This is a genomic window from Streptomyces sp. NPDC047706, assembly GCF_043204795.1.
Classification (GTDB): domain Bacteria; phylum Actinomycetota; class Actinomycetes; order Streptomycetales; family Streptomycetaceae; genus Streptomyces.
The window spans coordinates 79,159-95,617 of record NZ_JBIDCW010000007.1; the positions used below are offsets into that span (position 1 = coordinate 79,159).

At 72.0% G+C, this 16,459-nt stretch carries 20 protein-coding genes; 14 read left to right on the forward strand and 6 right to left on the reverse strand.

Annotated features, from left to right (window positions below):
- Window positions 1-121: 121 nt before the first annotated feature.
- Together ACGF8A_RS10680 and coaA are read right to left on the reverse strand one after the other, a co-directional pair.
- Complete coding sequence (locus ACGF8A_RS10680) at window positions 122-1,063, reverse strand: DUF389 domain-containing protein (protein WP_393106380.1); 942 nt, start codon at window positions 1,061-1,063, stop codon at window positions 122-124.
- Between the two features lie 16 nt (window positions 1,064-1,079).
- Window positions 1,080-2,066 carry a type I pantothenate kinase gene (coaA, locus tag ACGF8A_RS10685; protein ID WP_393106382.1) on the reverse strand — a complete coding sequence of 329 codons (987 nt, stop codon included), beginning with the start codon at window positions 2,064-2,066 and terminating at the stop codon, window positions 1,080-1,082.
- 219 nt (window positions 2,067-2,285) lie between these two features.
- On the opposite strand from coaA, the gene glmS reads away from it, so the two are divergent.
- On the forward strand, window positions 2,286-4,133 hold the full coding sequence (glmS, locus tag ACGF8A_RS10690) for a glutamine--fructose-6-phosphate transaminase (isomerizing) (RefSeq protein WP_393106384.1): 1,848 nt from the start codon (window positions 2,286-2,288) through the stop codon (window positions 4,131-4,133).
- On the opposite strand, the gene ACGF8A_RS10695 is transcribed toward glmS, so the two are convergent.
- Together ACGF8A_RS10695 and ACGF8A_RS10700 are read right to left on the reverse strand one after the other, a co-directional pair.
- On the reverse strand, window positions 4,094-4,318 hold the full coding sequence (locus ACGF8A_RS10695; protein ID WP_393106386.1) for a DUF397 domain-containing protein: 225 nt from the start codon (window positions 4,316-4,318) through the stop codon (window positions 4,094-4,096). The two genes, glmS and ACGF8A_RS10695, sit on opposite strands and share 40 nt — an antisense overlap.
- 8 nt (window positions 4,319-4,326) lie before the next feature.
- The gene (locus ACGF8A_RS10700; protein WP_393106388.1) at window positions 4,327-5,163 is read right to left on the reverse strand and encodes a helix-turn-helix domain-containing protein; all 837 of its coding nucleotides are present in this window, start codon (window positions 5,161-5,163) and stop codon (window positions 4,327-4,329) included.
- On the opposite strand from ACGF8A_RS10700, the gene ACGF8A_RS10705 reads away from it, so the two are divergent.
- Window positions 5,081-5,476, forward strand: coding sequence for an ATP-binding protein (locus tag ACGF8A_RS10705; RefSeq protein WP_393106390.1), 396 nt, complete (start codon window positions 5,081-5,083; stop codon window positions 5,474-5,476). The two genes, ACGF8A_RS10700 and ACGF8A_RS10705, sit on opposite strands and share 83 nt — an antisense overlap.
- Before the next feature lie 84 nt (window positions 5,477-5,560).
- Here the strand turns inward: ACGF8A_RS10705 and ACGF8A_RS10710 are convergent, their stop codons facing one another.
- Window positions 5,561-5,872 carry a CsbD family protein gene (locus tag ACGF8A_RS10710; RefSeq protein ID WP_393106392.1) on the reverse strand — a complete coding sequence of 104 codons (312 nt, stop codon included), beginning with the start codon at window positions 5,870-5,872 and terminating at the stop codon, window positions 5,561-5,563.
- On the opposite strand from ACGF8A_RS10710, the gene ACGF8A_RS10715 reads away from it, so the two are divergent.
- From ACGF8A_RS10715 to ACGF8A_RS10745, 7 genes are all read left to right on the forward strand, one after another.
- Window positions 5,871-6,041 (forward strand): hydrophobic protein, encoded by a 171-nt coding sequence (locus ACGF8A_RS10715; RefSeq protein WP_393106394.1) that lies wholly within the window; start codon window positions 5,871-5,873, stop codon window positions 6,039-6,041. The two genes, ACGF8A_RS10710 and ACGF8A_RS10715, sit on opposite strands and share 2 nt — an antisense overlap.
- A gap of 255 nt (window positions 6,042-6,296) precedes the next feature.
- Window positions 6,297-6,668, forward strand: a complete 372-nt coding sequence (locus tag ACGF8A_RS10720) for a holo-ACP synthase (protein ID WP_393106396.1) — start codon at window positions 6,297-6,299, stop codon at window positions 6,666-6,668.
- 175 nt (window positions 6,669-6,843) lie between these two features.
- Complete coding sequence (locus ACGF8A_RS10725; RefSeq protein ID WP_393106399.1) at window positions 6,844-8,283, forward strand: NAD(P)H-hydrate dehydratase; 1,440 nt, start codon at window positions 6,844-6,846, stop codon at window positions 8,281-8,283.
- Between the two features lie 216 nt (window positions 8,284-8,499).
- Window positions 8,500-9,702 (forward strand): alanine racemase, encoded by a 1,203-nt coding sequence (alr, locus tag ACGF8A_RS10730; RefSeq protein WP_393106401.1) that lies wholly within the window; start codon window positions 8,500-8,502, stop codon window positions 9,700-9,702.
- Between the two features lie 134 nt (window positions 9,703-9,836).
- Complete coding sequence (locus tag ACGF8A_RS10735) at window positions 9,837-11,084, forward strand: alpha/beta fold hydrolase (RefSeq protein ID WP_393106403.1); 1,248 nt, start codon at window positions 9,837-9,839, stop codon at window positions 11,082-11,084.
- A complete protein-coding gene (tsaE, locus tag ACGF8A_RS10740; RefSeq protein ID WP_393106405.1) occupies window positions 11,050-11,562 on the forward strand; it encodes a tRNA (adenosine(37)-N6)-threonylcarbamoyltransferase complex ATPase subunit type 1 TsaE in 513 nt (170 codons plus the stop codon). The genes ACGF8A_RS10735 and tsaE overlap by 35 nt, the downstream gene beginning before the upstream one ends.
- Window positions 11,563-11,740: 178 nt before the next feature.
- Window positions 11,741-11,899, forward strand: a complete 159-nt coding sequence (locus tag ACGF8A_RS10745; protein WP_393106407.1) for a hypothetical protein — start codon at window positions 11,741-11,743, stop codon at window positions 11,897-11,899.
- 67 nt (window positions 11,900-11,966) lie between these two features.
- Here the strand turns inward: ACGF8A_RS10745 and ACGF8A_RS10750 are convergent, their stop codons facing one another.
- Window positions 11,967-12,521: a hypothetical protein gene (locus ACGF8A_RS10750; protein ID WP_393106409.1), complete on the reverse strand. Its 555-nt coding sequence runs from the start codon at window positions 12,519-12,521 to the stop codon at window positions 11,967-11,969.
- A gap of 174 nt (window positions 12,522-12,695) precedes the next feature.
- On the opposite strand from ACGF8A_RS10750, the gene tsaB reads away from it, so the two are divergent.
- From tsaB to ACGF8A_RS10775, 5 genes are all read left to right on the forward strand, one after another.
- A complete protein-coding gene (tsaB, locus tag ACGF8A_RS10755) occupies window positions 12,696-13,349 on the forward strand; it encodes a tRNA (adenosine(37)-N6)-threonylcarbamoyltransferase complex dimerization subunit type 1 TsaB (RefSeq protein WP_393106411.1) in 654 nt (217 codons plus the stop codon).
- A 5-nt stretch (window positions 13,350-13,354) separates the two neighbouring features.
- Entirely contained in the window at window positions 13,355-13,864 is a 510-nt protein-coding gene (gene rimI / locus ACGF8A_RS10760) for a ribosomal protein S18-alanine N-acetyltransferase (RefSeq protein WP_393106720.1), read from the forward strand.
- A complete protein-coding gene (gene tsaD / locus ACGF8A_RS10765; RefSeq protein WP_393106413.1) occupies window positions 13,857-14,942 on the forward strand; it encodes a tRNA (adenosine(37)-N6)-threonylcarbamoyltransferase complex transferase subunit TsaD in 1,086 nt (361 codons plus the stop codon). Before rimI ends, tsaD begins: the two co-directional genes overlap by 8 nt.
- The gene (locus ACGF8A_RS10770) at window positions 14,939-15,196 is read left to right on the forward strand and encodes a hypothetical protein (RefSeq protein WP_393106415.1); all 258 of its coding nucleotides are present in this window, start codon (window positions 14,939-14,941) and stop codon (window positions 15,194-15,196) included. Before tsaD ends, ACGF8A_RS10770 begins: the two co-directional genes overlap by 4 nt.
- A 102-nt stretch (window positions 15,197-15,298) precedes the next feature.
- Entirely contained in the window at window positions 15,299-16,396 is a 1,098-nt protein-coding gene (locus tag ACGF8A_RS10775; RefSeq protein WP_393106417.1) for an LCP family protein, read from the forward strand.
- The last annotated feature ends 63 nt before the right edge of the window (window positions 16,397-16,459 follow it).

The window sequence follows — 16,459 nt, forward strand, 5'->3', positions numbered from 1 at the left end:
GCCGGGGCCGGGGCCGGGGCCTGTGCTCGTGCCGGTGTCTACCGCGGGTCGGCCGTGGCTGCCGGGAAGCCCCGCCCCTTACAACGGCGTCGGCCATCTGGGGGCGGTCATCATGGATCGGTCATCCGGCCTCGGTCATCCGGGGTCGGCGGGACGACCAGAACCACTTCTGGGCCATCAGCGTGAGGCTGCCCGCGAGGACGATGCCGAGCAGGTTGAGCAGGAGCTGTTCGATGGAGCCGACGGTCTGCTCGGTGTCGCCGTAGCTCAGGGCCACGGCGGCGTTCGCCGCGGCGGGGATCGTGGTCACCGAGATCGCGACCCCCACCAGGGCGCCCGACTTCGATGACGTCAGCGAGAGAGTGCCCGTGATGCCGGCCAGGACCGCCACGACGAAGGAGAACCAGTCGGGGGCCCAGACGAACCCGGTCTGCGGCCGGTCGCCCTCCAGCCGGTCCTCGGTGAACAGGCCGACGGCGTCCATGAAGAGGCTGAAGCCGACGGTCACCGCCATCGCCACGGTGAAGCCGACCAGCAGGGCGATCAGCGAGCGCAGGGCGAGGCGGGGGCGGCGCTGGATCAGGGCGGTGCTGATGCCGGTGAGCGGGCCGAACTCCGGGCCCACCGCCATCGCGCCCACGATCAGGATCGCGTTGTCCAGGACGACACCGCAGGCCGCGATCATCGTGGCCAGCGTGATGAACGCGAGGTAGGTGACCGAGAGCGTCGACTCCTCGTGGGTCGCCTCGGTCAGGTGCTCCCACAGCACCGCGTCCGCGGCCTCGCCGGGGGCGTCCTTCTCGGCTTTGACGGCACGCTCGGACAGCGACAGATCGATGTCCTCGACGGCGATCGAACCGCAGTCCTCGATGCCCAGTTCCTGGAGTCTGTCGAGGAGTTCGTCACCCGCCTCGCGGGCCACGTCACAGGTCACCACATCTCCGGCAGGGTTGCGGGCGACGCCCGTCAGCACGCAGAGATGGGTGGTGCCGACGGTTTGCTCGATCGTGCGGACCACGTCGTCGGTCTTGCCGGACGGTGTGATCACCCTCAGATGCAGCATGGCGGCAGAGTAACGGTCAGAGCTTGCGCAGCCGGAGGCGTTGCACCTTGTGGTCAGGGCCCTTGCGGACGACCAGGGTGGCGCGGCCGCGGGTGGGGGCGATGTTCTCCACGAGGTTGGGCTTGTTGATGGTCCGCCAGAGGGTGCGGGCGTACTCGACGGCCTCTTCCTCGGAGACCTGGGTGTACTTGCGGAAGTAGGAGTCCGGCTTCTGGAAGGCCGTCTGGCGGAGCTTCTTGAAGCGGTTGAGGTACCAGCGCTCGATGTCCTCCGCGCTCGCGTCGACGTAGACGCTGAAGTCGAAGTAGTCGGCGAGGCCGACCCGGGTACGGCCGTCCTTGCCGGGGAGGGCGGGCTGGAGCACGTTCAGGCCCTCGACGATCAGGATGTCGGGGCGGCGGACGACGAGTCGTTCGCCCGGGACGATGTCGTAGATGAGGTGGGAGTAGACGGGGGCGGTGACCTCGTCCTTGCCGGCCTTGATGTCGGCGACGAAGCGGGTCAGGGCGCGGCGGTCGAAGGACTCGGGGAAGCCCTTGCGGGACATCAGGCCGCGGGATTCCAGCTCCTTGGTGGGGAGCAGGAAGCCGTCGGTCGTGACCAGCTCCACGCGCGGGTGCTCCGGCCAGCGGGAGAGCAGGGCCTGGAGCAGGCGGGCGACCGTGGACTTGCCGACGGCGACCGAGCCGGCGACGCCTATGACGAAGGGCGTGCCGGACTGGGAGCCCTGCTCGCCGAGGAAGGTGTTGAGGGCGCCGCGGAGGGCGTCGGTGGCGCCGACGTAGAGATTCAGGAGGCGGGAGAGCGGGAGGTAGATGTCCCGCACCTCGTCGAGGTCGATGACGTCACCGAGGCCGCGCAGCTTCTCGACTTCCTCCGCCGTCAGAGGCAGCGGCGTCTTGTCGCGCAGCGCGCTCCACTCGGCGCGGGTGAGATCGACGTAGGGAGTCGCCTCCGGGCGGGGCCGGTGGGCGCTCCGTGTCGGGGAGACCGGAGAGATCACAGTCCATTGTTAACGGAGTTTGAACGAGGTGGGGGGTGGGGTGGGTCACGTCACCGGGTCCGCCGAAGGAGGTGCGGGAGTGGCTGATTGTCGCCCCTCGCTCGCGTGGGCGGCTGGCCGTGGTAGTCGCCGCTGATGCGTTCGTACTCTCGTGGGAATTTCCGATTTCGGGCACGCGGAAGGCTTTTTGGGTGGCCGCCGGATCGTAGGCTGCCCGGCATGTGCGGAATCGTGGGATACGTGGGGTCGCAGTCGGCGCTGGATGTGGTGACGGCGGGGCTGAAGCGGCTGGAGTACCGGGGGTACGACTCGGCGGGCGTCGCCGTGCTCGCGGACGGTGGGCTGGTGTCGGCGAAGAAGGCCGGGAAGCTGCTCAACCTGGAGAAGGAACTGGTGGAGCGGCCGTTGCCGGCCGGTTCGACGGGGATCGGGCACACGCGGTGGGCCACGCACGGCGGTCCGACGGATGCGAACGCGCATCCGCATCTGGACAACGCCGGGCGGGTCGCCGTGGTTCACAACGGGATCATCGAGAACTTCGCGAGCCTGCGGGCCGAGCTGGCGGAGCGTGGCCACGACCTGGCGTCCGAGACCGACACCGAGGTCGTCGCTCATCTGCTCGCCGAGGAGTTCTCGGCCTGCGCGGACCTCGCGGAGGCGATGCGGCGGGTGTGCCGGCGGCTGGAAGGGGCGTTCACGCTGGTCGCGGTGCACGCGGACGTGCCGGACGTGGTGGTGGGGGCCCGGCGGAACTCGCCGCTGGTGGTGGGCGTTGGAGAAGGCGAGGCATTTCTCGCCTCGGACGTCGCCGCGTTCATCGCCCACACGCGGTCGGCGGTCGAGCTGGGGCAGGACCAGGTGGTGGAGCTGCGCCGGGACGGGGTCACGGTGACGGGCTTCGACGGCCGGCCGGCGGACGTGCGTTCGTACCACATCGACTGGGACGCGTCGGCCGCGGAAAAGGGGGGTTATGACTACTTCATGCTCAAGGAGATCGCCGAGCAGCCCAAGGCTGTCGCCGATACGTTGCTGGGGCGCATCGACGCGTCCGGCTCGCTGACGCTGGACGAGGTGCGGATCCCTCCCGGGGTGCTGCGGGAGGCCGACAAGGTCGTCATCGTCGCGTGCGGTACGGCCTTCCACGCGGGGCTGATCGCCAAGTACGCCATCGAGCACTGGACCCGGATCCCGTGCGAGGTGGAGCTGGCGAGTGAGTTCCGGTACCGGGATCCGATCCTCGACCAGCAGACGCTCGTCATCGCCATCTCCCAGTCCGGCGAGACCATGGACACCCTCATGGCGCTGCGGCACGCCCGTGAGCAGGGCTCCCGGGTGCTGGCGATCTGCAACACCAACGGCTCGACGATCCCACGTGAGTCGGACGCCGTGCTCTACACGCACGCCGGGCCGGAGGTCGCGGTGGCGTCCACGAAGGCGTTCCTCACCCAGCTGGTGGCCTGCTATCTGGTCGCGCTGTACCTGGGCCAGGTGCGGGGCACCAAGTGGGGAGACGAGATCCAGGACGTCATCCGGGATCTGTCGCACATCTCGGGTGCGGTGGAGCGGGTCCTGGAGACCATGGAGCCGGTTCGGGAGCTTGCGCGCTCGCTCGGCGCGAAGAACACCGTGCTGTTCCTGGGGCGGCACGTCGGGTATCCGGTGGCCCTCGAAGGAGCCCTGAAGCTCAAGGAACTGGCCTACATGCACGCCGAGGGCTTCGCTGCGGGCGAGCTCAAGCACGGGCCGATCGCCCTCATCGAGGAGGACCTGCCCGTGGTCGTCGTCGTCCCCTCACCCCGGGGGCGGTCCCTGATCCACGACAAGATCGTGTCCAACATCCAGGAGATCCGGGCCCGGGGCGCGCGGACCATCGTGATCGCCGAGGAAGGCGACGAGGCGGTGGTGCCGTACGCCGACCACCTGGTGTGGATCCCCGTGACGCCGACACTGCTTCAGCCGCTGGTGGCGGCGGTGCCGTTGCAGGTGTTCGCGTGCGAGCTGGCGACGGCGCGGGGGAACGAGGTGGATCAGCCTCGGAACCTGGCCAAGTCGGTGACCGTGGAGTAGGGCCTCGCCTTCAGGGCGTCGAGGAAGGGGGCGAAGGCTCCGGCCGGGAAGGTGAGGATTGCGCTGGCCGGGGCCTTGGAGTCGCGTATGGCTGTGCGGGTGGGGGAGTTGGCGACTTCCACGCAGGCGTTGCCGTCGCCCTCGCCTGAGTAGGACGACTTCCGCCAGTTGTCGGGCATGGTCATGGAGTGCCTCACAGCTCTTTCGTCAGCTCGTGGATGAAGTCACGCGACCGTTCGGGTTCGAGTGACACAGCTTCTACCCTACGGAAGCGCGTTCGATAGGCGTTGAGTTGAGCCTCGGATTCGAGGAAGGCCGAGCCATGGGGTGCGTCGCGGATCACTGTGTCCAGCTTGGGTAGCGGGCCACACGCATACGTCATCGTGCTCGAGGCTCTGGCGAAGCCGTCCCGGTCGAGGGGGATGACGCGCACGGTGATGTTGTCCGCGTCGGAGAGTTCCAGGACCTTCGTGAGCTGAGCTCGGGTGGCGGGACGGTCGCTGACCCTGATCCGTAGGGCCGACTCGTGGATCACCAACTCGTACGGTTGAAGGATCTGCTGGCGCCTCAGTCGATGGCGGACGCGCAACTCCAGTTCCGCGTATGTGAGTTCCGGGATCCTGGAAGAGAAGACCGCGCGGGCGTAGTCCTCTGTCTGCAGCAGGCCCGGTACGTACATGATCGCCACCTCGTGCAGGAATGTGGCGTTATGTTCGAGTTCGGCGAGGTCCAGGAACGACGTGGGAAGGAGACCCCGGTACTCCTCCCACCAACCGCGTGTCCGGTCGGTGGCCATGGCGACCAGGGTGTCGATGAAGTTCTCGTCCGTGCACGCGTAGTGGGACGCGAGGCGGCGGACCCGCTCCTCGCTCACACCCGTGAGCCCGGATTCGATGTGGCTGATCTGCACGCGGCCCGTCCCGAGCAGTGCTGCGGCCTCGCGGGCGGTGAGGCCCGCCGCCTCGCGGAGTTTGCGCAACTCGACACCCAGGCGCACCTGGCGTGCCGTTGGTTCACGCCTCAGGACCATCGATTGCGGGCTGATCCGGTACGTCGACGTCGCCGAGTTGCTCGCGGCCGAGTTGGTTTCCAATGCCGTACGGCACACCAAGGGGCCTGCCGCGATGAGGGTGAAGTGGGCGGAAGGGGTGTTGCGGATCGGGGCCTGGGACGCCGATCCGGAGCCGCCCGAGCCGCCACGGTCCCGGGGTGAACTCGAGGAGGTGGAGGCGGGACGGGGGATGGCGCTGGTGCGGGCGTGCGCCGATGTGTGGGGGTGGCAGCCGTCGGCGCGGGAGGGAAATCGGGGGAAATTCGTGTGGTGTGAGCTCGGCGCGGCGTAAAAGAGGGACGGTAATGGGTGCGGGACACCTCCAAGAGAGGGCCCGCACCCGATTACCGTCCCTGTCCCGGCGTCCCTTCCGGGCTCAGTGGCGGAAGGCGTCCTTCGCCTTCTCCCAGGCCTGGCGCGCATCACCGTGGGCGCGATGCGAGCGCCCCGCGGCATGCATCCGGCGGTTGCCGGACGTGCGGCCGAGGGCCTCCTTCGCCATGCCCACAAGCTGCTCCGCCTTGGCCTTCGCCTTCTGGTTGCCAGTCATGAGTTTCCACATCCCAACGTCGTCACGGCGTTTGGTGATGTCCGGGTTACCGCTCCGGCGAGGGCCAAACAACCCGAATTCTCGTGTGCTTGTCCGCCCGGAAGCGGGGAACCCGTCGTCCTGGAGGTTGATAAACATGGTTCCCCTTCTTCTTGTTCTTCTGCTGGCCCTGATCCTTTTCGGTGCCGGCTTCGCGCTGAAGGTGCTGTGGTGGATCGCGATCATCGTGATCGTGTTGTGGCTGCTGGGCTTCGTGGTCCGGCCGACAGGCGCGGGTGGCCGGCGCGGCCGCTGGTATCGCTGGTAGGCCGTCTCGTCGCGGGTGCGCGTCGACACGAAAGGGTCCGGTCGCCGACCGGGCCCTTTCGTGCTTCAGGCCCCGGCCCCTCGTGCGTGCGTCCGGCCCCGGGAGATGTGACCCACCAGGGCGCACAGTGCGCGGAACACGTGAAATCGGGCATCACTTCCCGCCCGGCGGGCACCCGCGTCGCACCGGGCGCCGGTGCGCAAGGGAACCAGCGCCTCCAGGCCGGCGCCCGGCCCCGCCCGTAGGGTGCTCGGCATGAGCATCATCGGGGTCGGGATCGACGTGGCCGAGATCGATCGGTTCCGGGCGTCGCTGGAGCGTACGCCCGCGCTGGCCGACCGGCTTTTCCTGCGGAGCGAGTTGCTGCTGCCGAGCGGGGAACGGCGGGGCATCGCTTCGCTGGCCGCCCGGTTCGCCGCCAAGGAAGCGGTCGCCAAGGCGCTCGGCGCCCCGGCCGGTCTGCACTGGACCGACGCCGAGATCTACGTCGAGGACAGCGGGCAGCCCCGGTTGCGGGTGGCCGGGACCGTGGCGGCGCGGGCGGCGGAACTCGGCGTTCGGTCCTGGCACGTGTCGCTCAGTCATGACGCCGGTGTCGCCTCGGCCGTCGTCGTCGCGGAAGGGTGAGACCCGCCGCCACGGACCGGCCCGGCGGAGGTCCGTGACCCCGGCCAGTTCGCGGGGCGGGTCCCGGCGCCGGCTCGCGCGGCAGCCGGTCGGCCGCGTTCCGCCGCTCCCGGCAATGGGGTGGCAACCCGGCGAGGGGTGCGACGGTGCCGGTGGTGTGCGGGAGACTCGGCGTATGCGTACTGCGTACAACGTGGAGTCGGTTCGGGCGGCCGAGCGGGAGCTGATGGCGCGGCTTCCGGAGGGGGCGTTGATGCAGCGGGCCGCGGCCGGGCTCGCCGTCACCTGCGCGGAGATGCTGGGGCGGGTGTACGGCAGCCGCGTGGTGCTGCTGGTGGGAAGCGGTGACAACGGGGGCGACGCCCTCTACGCGGGCGCGCGCCTGGCGCGGCGGGGGGCAGGGGTGACGGCCGTGTTGCTGTCCCCTGAGCGGGCCCATGCGGGTGGGCTTGCGGCGCTACGGCGGGCGGGGGGCTCCGCGGCCGGGCCGGACGGGGCGGAGGGGCTGATCGAGCGGGCCGGCCTGGTCGTCGACGGGATCGTGGGAATCGGGGGGAAGGGCGGGCTGCGGGCCGAGGCCGTGCCGCTGGCGGCGGCCGCCACCCGGGCGCGGGCGGCCGTGGTCGCCGTCGACCTGCCGAGTGGGGTCGACGCCGATACCGGGCAGGTGCGGGGTGCGGCTGTCCGGGCCGATCTGACGGTGACGTTCGGGACGCACAAGCCGGGACTGCTGGTGGATCCCGCGCGGGAGTACGCCGGGTCGGTGCGGCTCGTCGACATCGGGCTGGAGCTGCCTCGCGCGGGCGTCGAGCTGGAGGCCCTGCAGCACTCGGATGTGGCCGCTCTGCTGCCGGTGCCGGCTCCGGAGAGCGACAAGTACCGGCGCGGGGTCGTCGGGATCGCCGCCGGGTCGGCCCGGTATCCGGGGGCCGCCGTGCTGGCGGTCGCCGGCGCGCTGCGGGGCGGGGCGGGGGCCGTACGGTACGTCGGGCCGGCCGCGGACGCGGTGATCGCGCGGTTCCCCGAGACGCTGGTGTCGGATCAGGGGCCGCGGCGGGCGGGGCGTGTGCAGGCGTGGGTCGTGGGGCCGGGCGCCGGGGACGACGCGGGCACGGTGGCCGAGGTGCTGAGGGCCGATGTGCCGGTGCTGGTGGACGCGGACGGGCTGCGGCTGGCGGAGGCCGGGGCGGTGCGGGGGCGGAGCGCGCCGACGCTGATGACTCCGCACGCGGGGGAGGCGGCGGCGTTGCTGGGGGTGAGCCGGGAGGAGGTCGAGGGGGCCCGGCTCGCAGCGGCGCGGGAGTTGGCGGGGCGGTACGGGGCGACCGTGCTGCTGAAGGGGTCGACGACGCTGGTGGCCGACCCGGAAGGCGGCGTGGCCGTGCGGGTGAACGCCACCGGGACGGGGTGGCTGGCCACGGCAGGGAGCGGGGACGTGCTCTCGGGACTCGCCGGGTCCTTGCTGGCGGCGGGGCTCTCGGCCCGGGACGCGGGAAGCGTGGGGGCGTATCTGCACGGGCTGGCGGGGAGGTTCGCCGCCGACGGCGCGCCGGTGGGGGCGCTGGACGTGGCGGGGGCGATTCCGGGGGCCTGGCGGGACGTACGGCGGGAGTGAGCAGGGACCCCGGCCCGGGCCTGTCGCGGGGCGCGGAACCAGCAGGGGCGCGGGGTCGGGTCCGGGGCCCGTGCGGCGGGGTGGGTACGGGCCGGTCAGGGCCCGGGCGGCCCTCGCGCCCCCGGGCCGGTCCGCCACTGACAGGGGCGGAGCGCCGGCGGGGCGGTGGGGGTCGGGGTCGAAGGGCTGTCCGACCGCTCTGAGAGACTGGGCGCGATGAGTACCACTGCACAGTTGCCGAGCACCGCCCCGTTGCGCGGTCGGGCTGAGATCGATCTTGGCGCGCTGCGCGCCAACGTGCGGGCCCTGCGCGCCCATGCGCCCGGCGCGGCCCTGATGGCCGTGGTGAAGTCCGAGGCCTACGGGCACGGCGCGCTGCCGTGCGCGCGGGCGGCCGTGGCGGCCGGAGCCGGCTGGCTGGGCACCGCCACGCCCGAGGAGGCCCTGGCGCTGCGGGCGGCGGAGGGCATCCCGGCGGACGTGCGGATCATGTGCTGGCTGTGGACGCCCGGGGGGCCCTGGCGTGCGGCCGTCGAGGCCGACATCGACATGTCCGTGAGCGGGATGTGGGCCCTGCGCGAGGTCCTGGAGGCCGCCCGGCAGGCGGGGCGGCCCGCGCGCGTGCAGCTCAAGGCCGACACCGGGCTCGGGCGCAACGGGTGCCAGCCCGGCGACGACTGGGCCGAACTCGTCGAGGCGGCGGTGCAGGCGGAGGCCGAGGGGCTCGTCCGGATCACGGGACTGTGGTCGCACTTCGCGTGCGCCGACGAGCCCGGGCATCCGTCCATCGCCCTCCAGCTCGGCCGCTTCCGGGAGATGGTGTCGTACGCCGAGGGCGAGGGCGTCAGGCCCGAGGTGCGGCACATCGCCAACTCGCCCGCCACCCTCACCCTTCGCGAGGCCCACTTCGATCTGGTACGCACGGGAATCGCGCTCTACGGGATCTCGCCCAGCCCCGAGATCGGCACGCCGGCCGACCTCGGGCTGCGGCCGGTGATGACGCTCTCGGCGTCGTTGGCGCTGGTGAAGCAGGTGCCGGGCGGGCACGGCGTCAGTTACGGCCACCGCTACACCACCCCCGGCGAGACCACCCTCGGCCTCGTCCCGCTGGGTTACGCCGACGGCATCCCGCGGCACGCCTCGGGGAACGGGCCGGTGCTGATCGGCGGTAAGTGGCGCACTGTCGCGGGGCGGATCGCGATGGACCAGTTCGTCGTCGACCTGGGGGGAGACGAGCCACCGGCGGGTGCGGAGGCGGTGCTCTTCGGCCCCGGTGACCGGGGGGAGCCCACCGCCGAGGACTGGGCGCAGGCCGCGGGGACGATCGCGTACGAGATCGTGACCCGCATCGGAACGCGCGTCCCGCGCGTCTATGTCGATACCGAGGTCGGCCGGGAACTGCCCCTCATGGGTAGGTGAACGGGGAACAGTACGGGTAACCGGCCGGGGGGCGAACTCCACAGAGCGGTCAACAGGCCCGACGGACCCAGCAGTTCCACCAGACCCACCGACCCACAGACGAACGACGACGATCCGGCGAAGAGGAGCGGTACGTGAGCGAGAGCAGTGCGGGGGGCGTTGCCGACGCCGCCGCGGCCGTCGCTTCCGCCACGGGGGTGGCCGGAAACTGGCGCAAGGTGACCGGTGTCGCCGGCGCCGCCATAGGCGTGATCGCGGCCGGCGCGGCCGCCGGCGTCGCGATAGAACGGATGACCGTCGGGCGCGGCATGCGCAGAAGGGCCCGGCTCGCCCTCGACTCGACGGGACCGTACGGCGCGCTGCGCGGCACACCCGGCCGGGCGTACGGCGACGACGGCACGGAGCTGTACTACGAGGTGGACGAGGTCGAGGCCGAGGCGGGCGTCTCGCCACGGCGGCGCCGGCTGTTCGGGCGCAAGGCCCCCGCACCCGTCACCGTCGTCTTCAGCCATGGCTACTGCCTCAGCCAGGACTCCTGGCACTTCCAGCGGGCGGCACTGCGGGGCGTCGTCCGGACCGTGCACTGGGACCAGCGCAGCCATGGCAGGTCCGGCCGCGGGGCGGCGCAGGTCCAGGACGGTGCGCCGGTCACCATCGACCAGCTCGGGCGGGATCTGAGGGCCGTGCTCGACGCGGCCGTGCCCGAGGGGCCGATCGTGCTGGTCGGGCACTCCATGGGCGGCATGACCATGATGGCGCTGGCCGAGCAGTGTCCCGAGCTGATCCGTGACCGGGTGGTCGCGGTCGCCCTCGTCGGTACGTCGTCGGGGAAGCTCGGCGAGGTCAACTTCGGGCTGCCGGTCGCCGGCGTCAACGCGGTGCGGCGGGTGCTGCCCGGCGTGCTGCGGGCGCTGGGACAGCAGGCGGAGCTGGTGGAGAAGGGGCGGCGGGCGGTCGCCGATCTGTTCGCCGGGATCATCAAGCGGTACTCGTTCGCCTCCCGGGACATCGATCCGGCCGTGGCACGGTTCGCCGAGCGGATGATCGAGGGCACTCCGATCGACGTCGTCGCCGAGTTCTACCCGGCGTTCACCGACCACGACAAGACCGAGGCGCTCGCCCACTTCGCGGATCTGCCCGTTCTGGTGCTGGCCGGGCTCAAGGATCTCGTCACGCCGAGCGAGCACAGCGAGGCCATCGCCGGTCTGCTGCCGGACGCGGAGCTGGTCCTCGTACCGGACGCGGGGCACCTGGTGATGCTGGAGCACCCGGAAGTGGTCACCGACCGGCTCGCCGACCTGCTCACCCGCGCGGGTGCCGTGCCGGCAGGGGCTACCGTGGGTGGCTATGGAAGCACCAGCGGCACCGCACAACCCGGCTGAGACCGAGCTGATCGTCCACTCGCCCGAGCAGATGCGCGACCTCGGCCGCCGGCTCGCCAAACTGCTGCGCGCCGGAGACCTGGTCATGCTCAGCGGGGAGCTCGGCGCGGGCAAGACCACGCTGACCCGGGGGCTCGGTGAAGGTCTCGCAGTACGCGGGGCGGTGACCTCGCCGACGTTCGTGATCGCCCGCGTCCACCCGTCCCTGGAGGACGGGCCGCCGCTCGTCCATGTGGACGCGTACCGCCTGGGCGGCGGGCTGGACGAGATGGAGGACCTCGACCTCGACGTCTCGCTGCCCGAGTCCGTGGTCGTCGTGGAGTGGGGCGAGGGCAAGGTCGAGGAGCTGACCGAGGACCGGCTGCACCTCACCGTCCACCGCGCCGTGGGCGACACGACGGACGAGGTACGGCACGTGACGCTCACGGGGCTCGGTGAGCGCTGGGCGGCGGTGGACCTGGCGTCGCTGTCGGCGTGACGTCACGGGACGTCACCTCATGAGACGTTCCGGCAAGACGTTCCGGCAAGAGGTTCCGACAAGACGTCGGCAAGATGTTGCGTCCGGTGACCCGGACGTGGTCACATGGTATCCAGTCGCTGGTTAGGTGTACCTAAGTTACGTCCGGCCAGCTCCGCCCCCGCCCTCAGGAGGCGTCATGCCGACCACGGACCGCACACCGCAGCGCCCGCCCGCCGGGCCGTCCATGCGCGATCTGCTGGCGTCCTGCGCCGCCGCGGCCGCGATCTCCACCCCGCCGCGCGCCCCCGAGCCGCCGGCGCCCCGGCAGCGGGTGGAGCACCGCGAGGCCGCATAGCGGGGAGCGGACGAGCGCCTGGCGACGCACGACGCCGGCGTCTGGCCCCGGACTTCGCAGGTTGGGTCTAGCGGATGACGACGACCTTCTGCCCGATCGTCGCGAACATCCACATCGCGTCCCCGTCCTCCTGCGTCTGCCGGATGCCCCCTGTGCGCACAGCGGGGTCGGGGGGCAGCGTGGAGCCGTCGACCGCGGCGCTGAAGCCGATGACCACCCCGTCGACGCTGGTGAAACGGACGACGTGCTCGACGGGGATGCCGTCGGATCCGGTGGTCTCGCCGGAGCGGGACGTCACCGCGTAGGTGCCCGGTGCCGGGTCGACCGCGCTGGGCATGACCCTGAACGTGCGCTGGACCGTGTCGCGCGGGCCGACCAGCCACACCCGGTCGTCGTCGAGCGAGTACACGACCCGTTCGCCGGTGCCGGAGCCGCCGGGCAGGGCGGTGGGGTGCCGCTTGTCCCGGGGGGCCTTGGACGCGACCGCCGCGGGCGAGCCGCCGGCGCCGTCCGGCGACATCCCGGCGGGGACGGTCGCCGCCGCCTGGTAGGCGAGGAAGCCGACCGCCGTGAGGGCGGCCGCCGTCAGCCCGGTCACGATTCCGGCGCTGGTGCTGGCCACGGCGCCCACCTCCGCGTCGTCCGTCCTGGGTATGGTTACGTTAGGTGACGGTAGCAGTACTCAGGGGATGGATCGGGGCGGCCGCGGCCGTGACCGGGCACCGTGTCGGGGCCGCCGGGGGCCGTCGGTGCCATGGCGTCGGCCACCGGGCGCGAGGAGCCGTACGCTGATTGCGTGCTCTTGCTCGCTCTGGATACCGCCACCCCCGCCGTGACCGTCGCCCTGCACGACGGCACGGACGTCATCGCCTCGTCGAGCCAGGTGGACGCCCGCCGGCACGGTGAGCTGCTGCTTCCGGCCGTCGATCGCGTCCTGACCGACGCCGGAACGAAACTCGACGCCGTCACCGGGATCGTCGTAGGGATCGGCCCGGGGCCGTACACCGGGCTGCGCGTCGGGCTGATGACCGCCGACACCTTCGGGCTCGCCCTCGGGGTCCCCGTGCACGGCGTGTGCACGCTGGACGGGCTCGCCTACGCGACCGACATGGAGGGCCCCTTCGTCGTGGCGACCGACGCCCGGCGCAAGGAGGTCTACTGGGCGCGGTACGAGGACTCCCGTACCCGCGTCACCGACCCGGCCGTCGACCGGCCCGCCGACATCGCCGGACAGGTCGAGGGCCTGCCCGCCGTCGGCGCGGGCGCGCTGCTCTACCCGGACACCTTCCCGGTGGCGCACGAGCCCGAGCACGTCTCGGCCGCCGCACTCGCCCGGCTCGCGGTCGAGCGGCTGGACGAGGGCGGGGAACTGCCCCCCGCCCGGCCGCTGTACCTGCGCCGCCCGGACGCCCAGGTGCCCAAGAACTACAAGGTGGTCACGCCCAAGTGACCGAGGTGACCGAGCCCGTGACGCCCGTGCTGCGGGAGATGCGCTGGTGGGACATCGACGCCGTGCTGGAGCTGGAGCGGGACCTGTTCCCCGACGACGCCTGGTCGCGCGGCATGTTCTGGTCCGAACTCGCCCACGCCCGCGGCCCCGGCGCGTCCCGGCGGTACTTCGTCGCCCAGGACGGCGACCGGATCGCCGGGTACGCCGGGCTCGCCGCCGCCGGTGACATCGCCGACGTCCAGACCATCGCCGTCGCCCGCGCCTACTGGGGCAGCGGCCTCGGCGGGCGGCTGCTGACCGAACTGCTGCGGGCGGCGACCGCGTTCGAGTGCACCGAGGTGATGCTCGAATGCCGGGTCGACAACGTCCGCGCGCAGAAGCTCTACGAGCGCTTCGGCTTCGAGGGCATCGGTTTCCGGCGCGGCTACTACCAGCCGGGGAACGTGGACGCCCTGGTGATGCGCCTGACCGACCCAGCAACCTCCGTACAAGGAACCGAGATCCGACATGGCTGACGAACCCCTGGTGCTGGGGATCGAGACCTCCTGCGACGAGACCGGTGTGGGCGTCGTGCACGGCACCACACTGCTCGCGGACGCCGTCGCCTCCAGCGTCGACGAGCACGCCCGCTTCGGCGGCGTGGTGCCCGAGGTCGCGTCCCGCGCGCACCTGGAGGCGATGATCCCGACCATCGACCGGGCGCTGAAGGAGGCGGGGGTCGGCGCGAAGGACCTGGACGGCATCGCGGTGACGGCCGGGCCGGGTCTGGCGGGCGCGCTGCTGGTCGGCGTGTCGGCAGCGAAGGCGTACGCGTACGCGCTCGGCAAGCCCCTGTACGGCGTCAACCACCTCGCCTCGCACATCTGCGTGGACCAGCTGGAGCACGGGCCGCTGCCCGAGCCGACGATGGCCCTGCTGGTGTCCGGCGGCCACTCGTCGCTGCTGCTCTCCTCCGACATCACCTCCGACGTGCGGCCGATGGGCGCCACCATCGACGACGCGGCCGGCGAGGCCTTCGACAAGATCGCCCGGGTGCTGAACCTGGGCTTCCCCGGCGGCCCGGTCATCGACCGCTACGCGCGCGAGGGCGACCCGGAGGCGATCGCGTTCCCACGCGGCCTGACCGGCCCGCGCGACCCGGCGTACGACTTCTCCTTCTCCGGGCTGAAGACCGCCGTGGCGCGCTGGATCGAGGCCAAGCGGGCGGCCGGCGAGGACGTGCCGGTGCGGGACGTGGCGGCGTCCTTCCAGGAGGCGGTCGTGGACGTGCTGACGCGGAAGGCCGTGCGGGCCTGCCGTGACGAGGGCGTCGACCACCTGATGATCGGAGGCGGAGTCGCTGCCAACTCCCGGCTGCGCGCCCTCGCCCAGGAGCGCTGCGAGGCCGCCGGCATCCGCCTGCGGGTGCCCCGGCCCAAGCTGTGCACCGACAACGGCGCGATGGTCGCGGCGCTGGGCGCGGAGATGGTGGCCCGCAACCGGTCGGCGTCCGGCTGGGACCTGTCGGCGGACTCGTCGCTGCCGGTGACGGACCCGCACGTGCCCGGGCACGACCATGTGCACGAGGTCAGCAGGGAGAACCTGTACTCGTGACGGTCGCGTTGATGTGGGAGGCGCGGGCGGTACCCGGGCGGGGCGAGGACCTGCTGGCGTGGGCACGCGCCCAGCGTCTCGTCCCTGGCCCGCTGCGCCGGGAGACCTTCCGCGCCCCGCAGGACCGGGTCCTCGTCATCACCTGGTGGGACGCGGCCCACGACGCCGTCCTCCCGGAACTGCCGGAACCGGACGGGGAGCTGGTCACGCGGGCGGTGCACCGGTGGCGGTTCGAGTCGGTGGCCGAGGAGTGAGGGCGCGTCCGGACTGCCGGGCGTCGGATGAAGTCTTAGATTCTCCGAAGAAAACGGGGTTCGCGCCCCCACGCGAAACAATTCGGACGTACGTTCCTGTTCGTGACGGGACACATAACGGAACATGGCGGGAACGGGGACGGCGACGGGAGTCCTGAAGGCCGGGGAGGCCGGGGAGGCCGAGGAGGCGGAAGGGGGAGCCGGCGGAAAGGACCGCTGAAGGCCGCGGGTGTCGTCCTCGCCGGCGTGCTGGGGCTCGGCGGTGCCGGGGCGGGCTGGCTCTACTGGCAGCTGAACGACAACATCAAGAGCGTCGACATCAACAGCGCCCTCGGGGACGACCGCCCGGCGAAGCCGACGCCCTCCGCCTCCGTGTCCGTCCCCCCGGCGCACCGCGAGGCGCTGAACATCCTGGTGCTGGGCTCGGACTCGCGGGCCGGCGCCGAGAACCAGGCCCTCGGGGGCGGTGACAGCACCGGAGCCCGGTCCGACACGGCGATGGTCGTGCACCTCGACGCCGGACGCACCGAGGCCACCGTGGTCAGCATCCCGCGCGACACCCTGGTCACCCGCCCGTCCTGCCCGCTGGAGTCGGGCGGGGAGGCGGCCGAGGCCCAGGGCGTCATGTTCAACACCGCGTACGAGCTGGGCGGTCCGGTGTGCGCGGTGAAGACCGTCGAGGTGATGACCGGCGTCCGTATGGACCACTACATCGAGATCGACTTCGCAGGATTCGCCCAGCTGGTGGACGCGCTCGGCGGGGTCACCGTCACCACCGGGGCGGACATCGAGGACGAGGACAGCCGGCTGACCCTGGCGGCCGGCACCCACCACCTCGACGGCGAGCGGGCCCTGGCGCTGGCCCGCACCCGGCACGGCATCGGGGACGGCAGCGATCTGGGGCGCATAGGCCTTCAGCACCAGCTCGTGAAGGCGCTGCTGGAGCAGGCCGCGTCGAGCGACCTGCTGTCGGACCCGGCCCGTCTGTACGAGGTCGCGGACGCGGTGACCGGGAGCCTGACGACCGACACCGGCCTCGACTCGCTGCCCGAGCTGACGGCGCTCGGCGAGAGCCTGAGCGGCCTGTCGGCAAACGCCATGGAGACGGTGACGATGCCGGTGGTGCCGGCGGCCTCGGACCGCAACCGGGTGGTGGCGCAGGAGCCGGAGGCGGCGCAGCTGTGGGAGTCGCTGCGGTAGGCCGGGGCGGCCGGCCGGGGCGGCGGAACCCCGCGGGGCGCTTCATGCGGCCGATGCCGATCA

Coding starts and splice junctions, on each gene's coding strand:
- ACGF8A_RS10680 (WP_393106380.1), bottom strand. CDS start 1,063: ATGCTGCATCTGAGGGTGATCACACCGTCCGGCAAGACCGACGACGTG.
- glmS (WP_393106384.1), top strand. CDS start 2,286: ATGTGCGGAATCGTGGGATACGTGGGGTCGCAGTCGGCGCTGGATGTG.
- ACGF8A_RS10695 (WP_393106386.1), bottom strand. CDS start 4,318: ATGACCATGCCCGACAACTGGCGGAAGTCGTCCTACTCAGGCGAGGGC.
- ACGF8A_RS10700 (WP_393106388.1), bottom strand. CDS start 5,163: ATGGTCCTGAGGCGTGAACCAACGGCACGCCAGGTGCGCCTGGGTGTC.
- ACGF8A_RS10715 (WP_393106394.1), top strand. CDS start 5,871: ATGGTTCCCCTTCTTCTTGTTCTTCTGCTGGCCCTGATCCTTTTCGGT.
- ACGF8A_RS10710 (WP_393106392.1), bottom strand. CDS start 5,872: ATGTTTATCAACCTCCAGGACGACGGGTTCCCCGCTTCCGGGCGGACA.
- ACGF8A_RS10720 (WP_393106396.1), top strand. CDS start 6,297: ATGAGCATCATCGGGGTCGGGATCGACGTGGCCGAGATCGATCGGTTC.
- ACGF8A_RS10725 (WP_393106399.1), top strand. CDS start 6,844: ATGCGTACTGCGTACAACGTGGAGTCGGTTCGGGCGGCCGAGCGGGAG.
- alr (WP_393106401.1), top strand. CDS start 8,500: ATGAGTACCACTGCACAGTTGCCGAGCACCGCCCCGTTGCGCGGTCGG.
- tsaE (WP_393106405.1), top strand. CDS start 11,050: ATGGAAGCACCAGCGGCACCGCACAACCCGGCTGAGACCGAGCTGATC.
- ACGF8A_RS10745 (WP_393106407.1), top strand. CDS start 11,741: ATGCCGACCACGGACCGCACACCGCAGCGCCCGCCCGCCGGGCCGTCC.
- tsaD (WP_393106413.1), top strand. CDS start 13,857: ATGGCTGACGAACCCCTGGTGCTGGGGATCGAGACCTCCTGCGACGAG.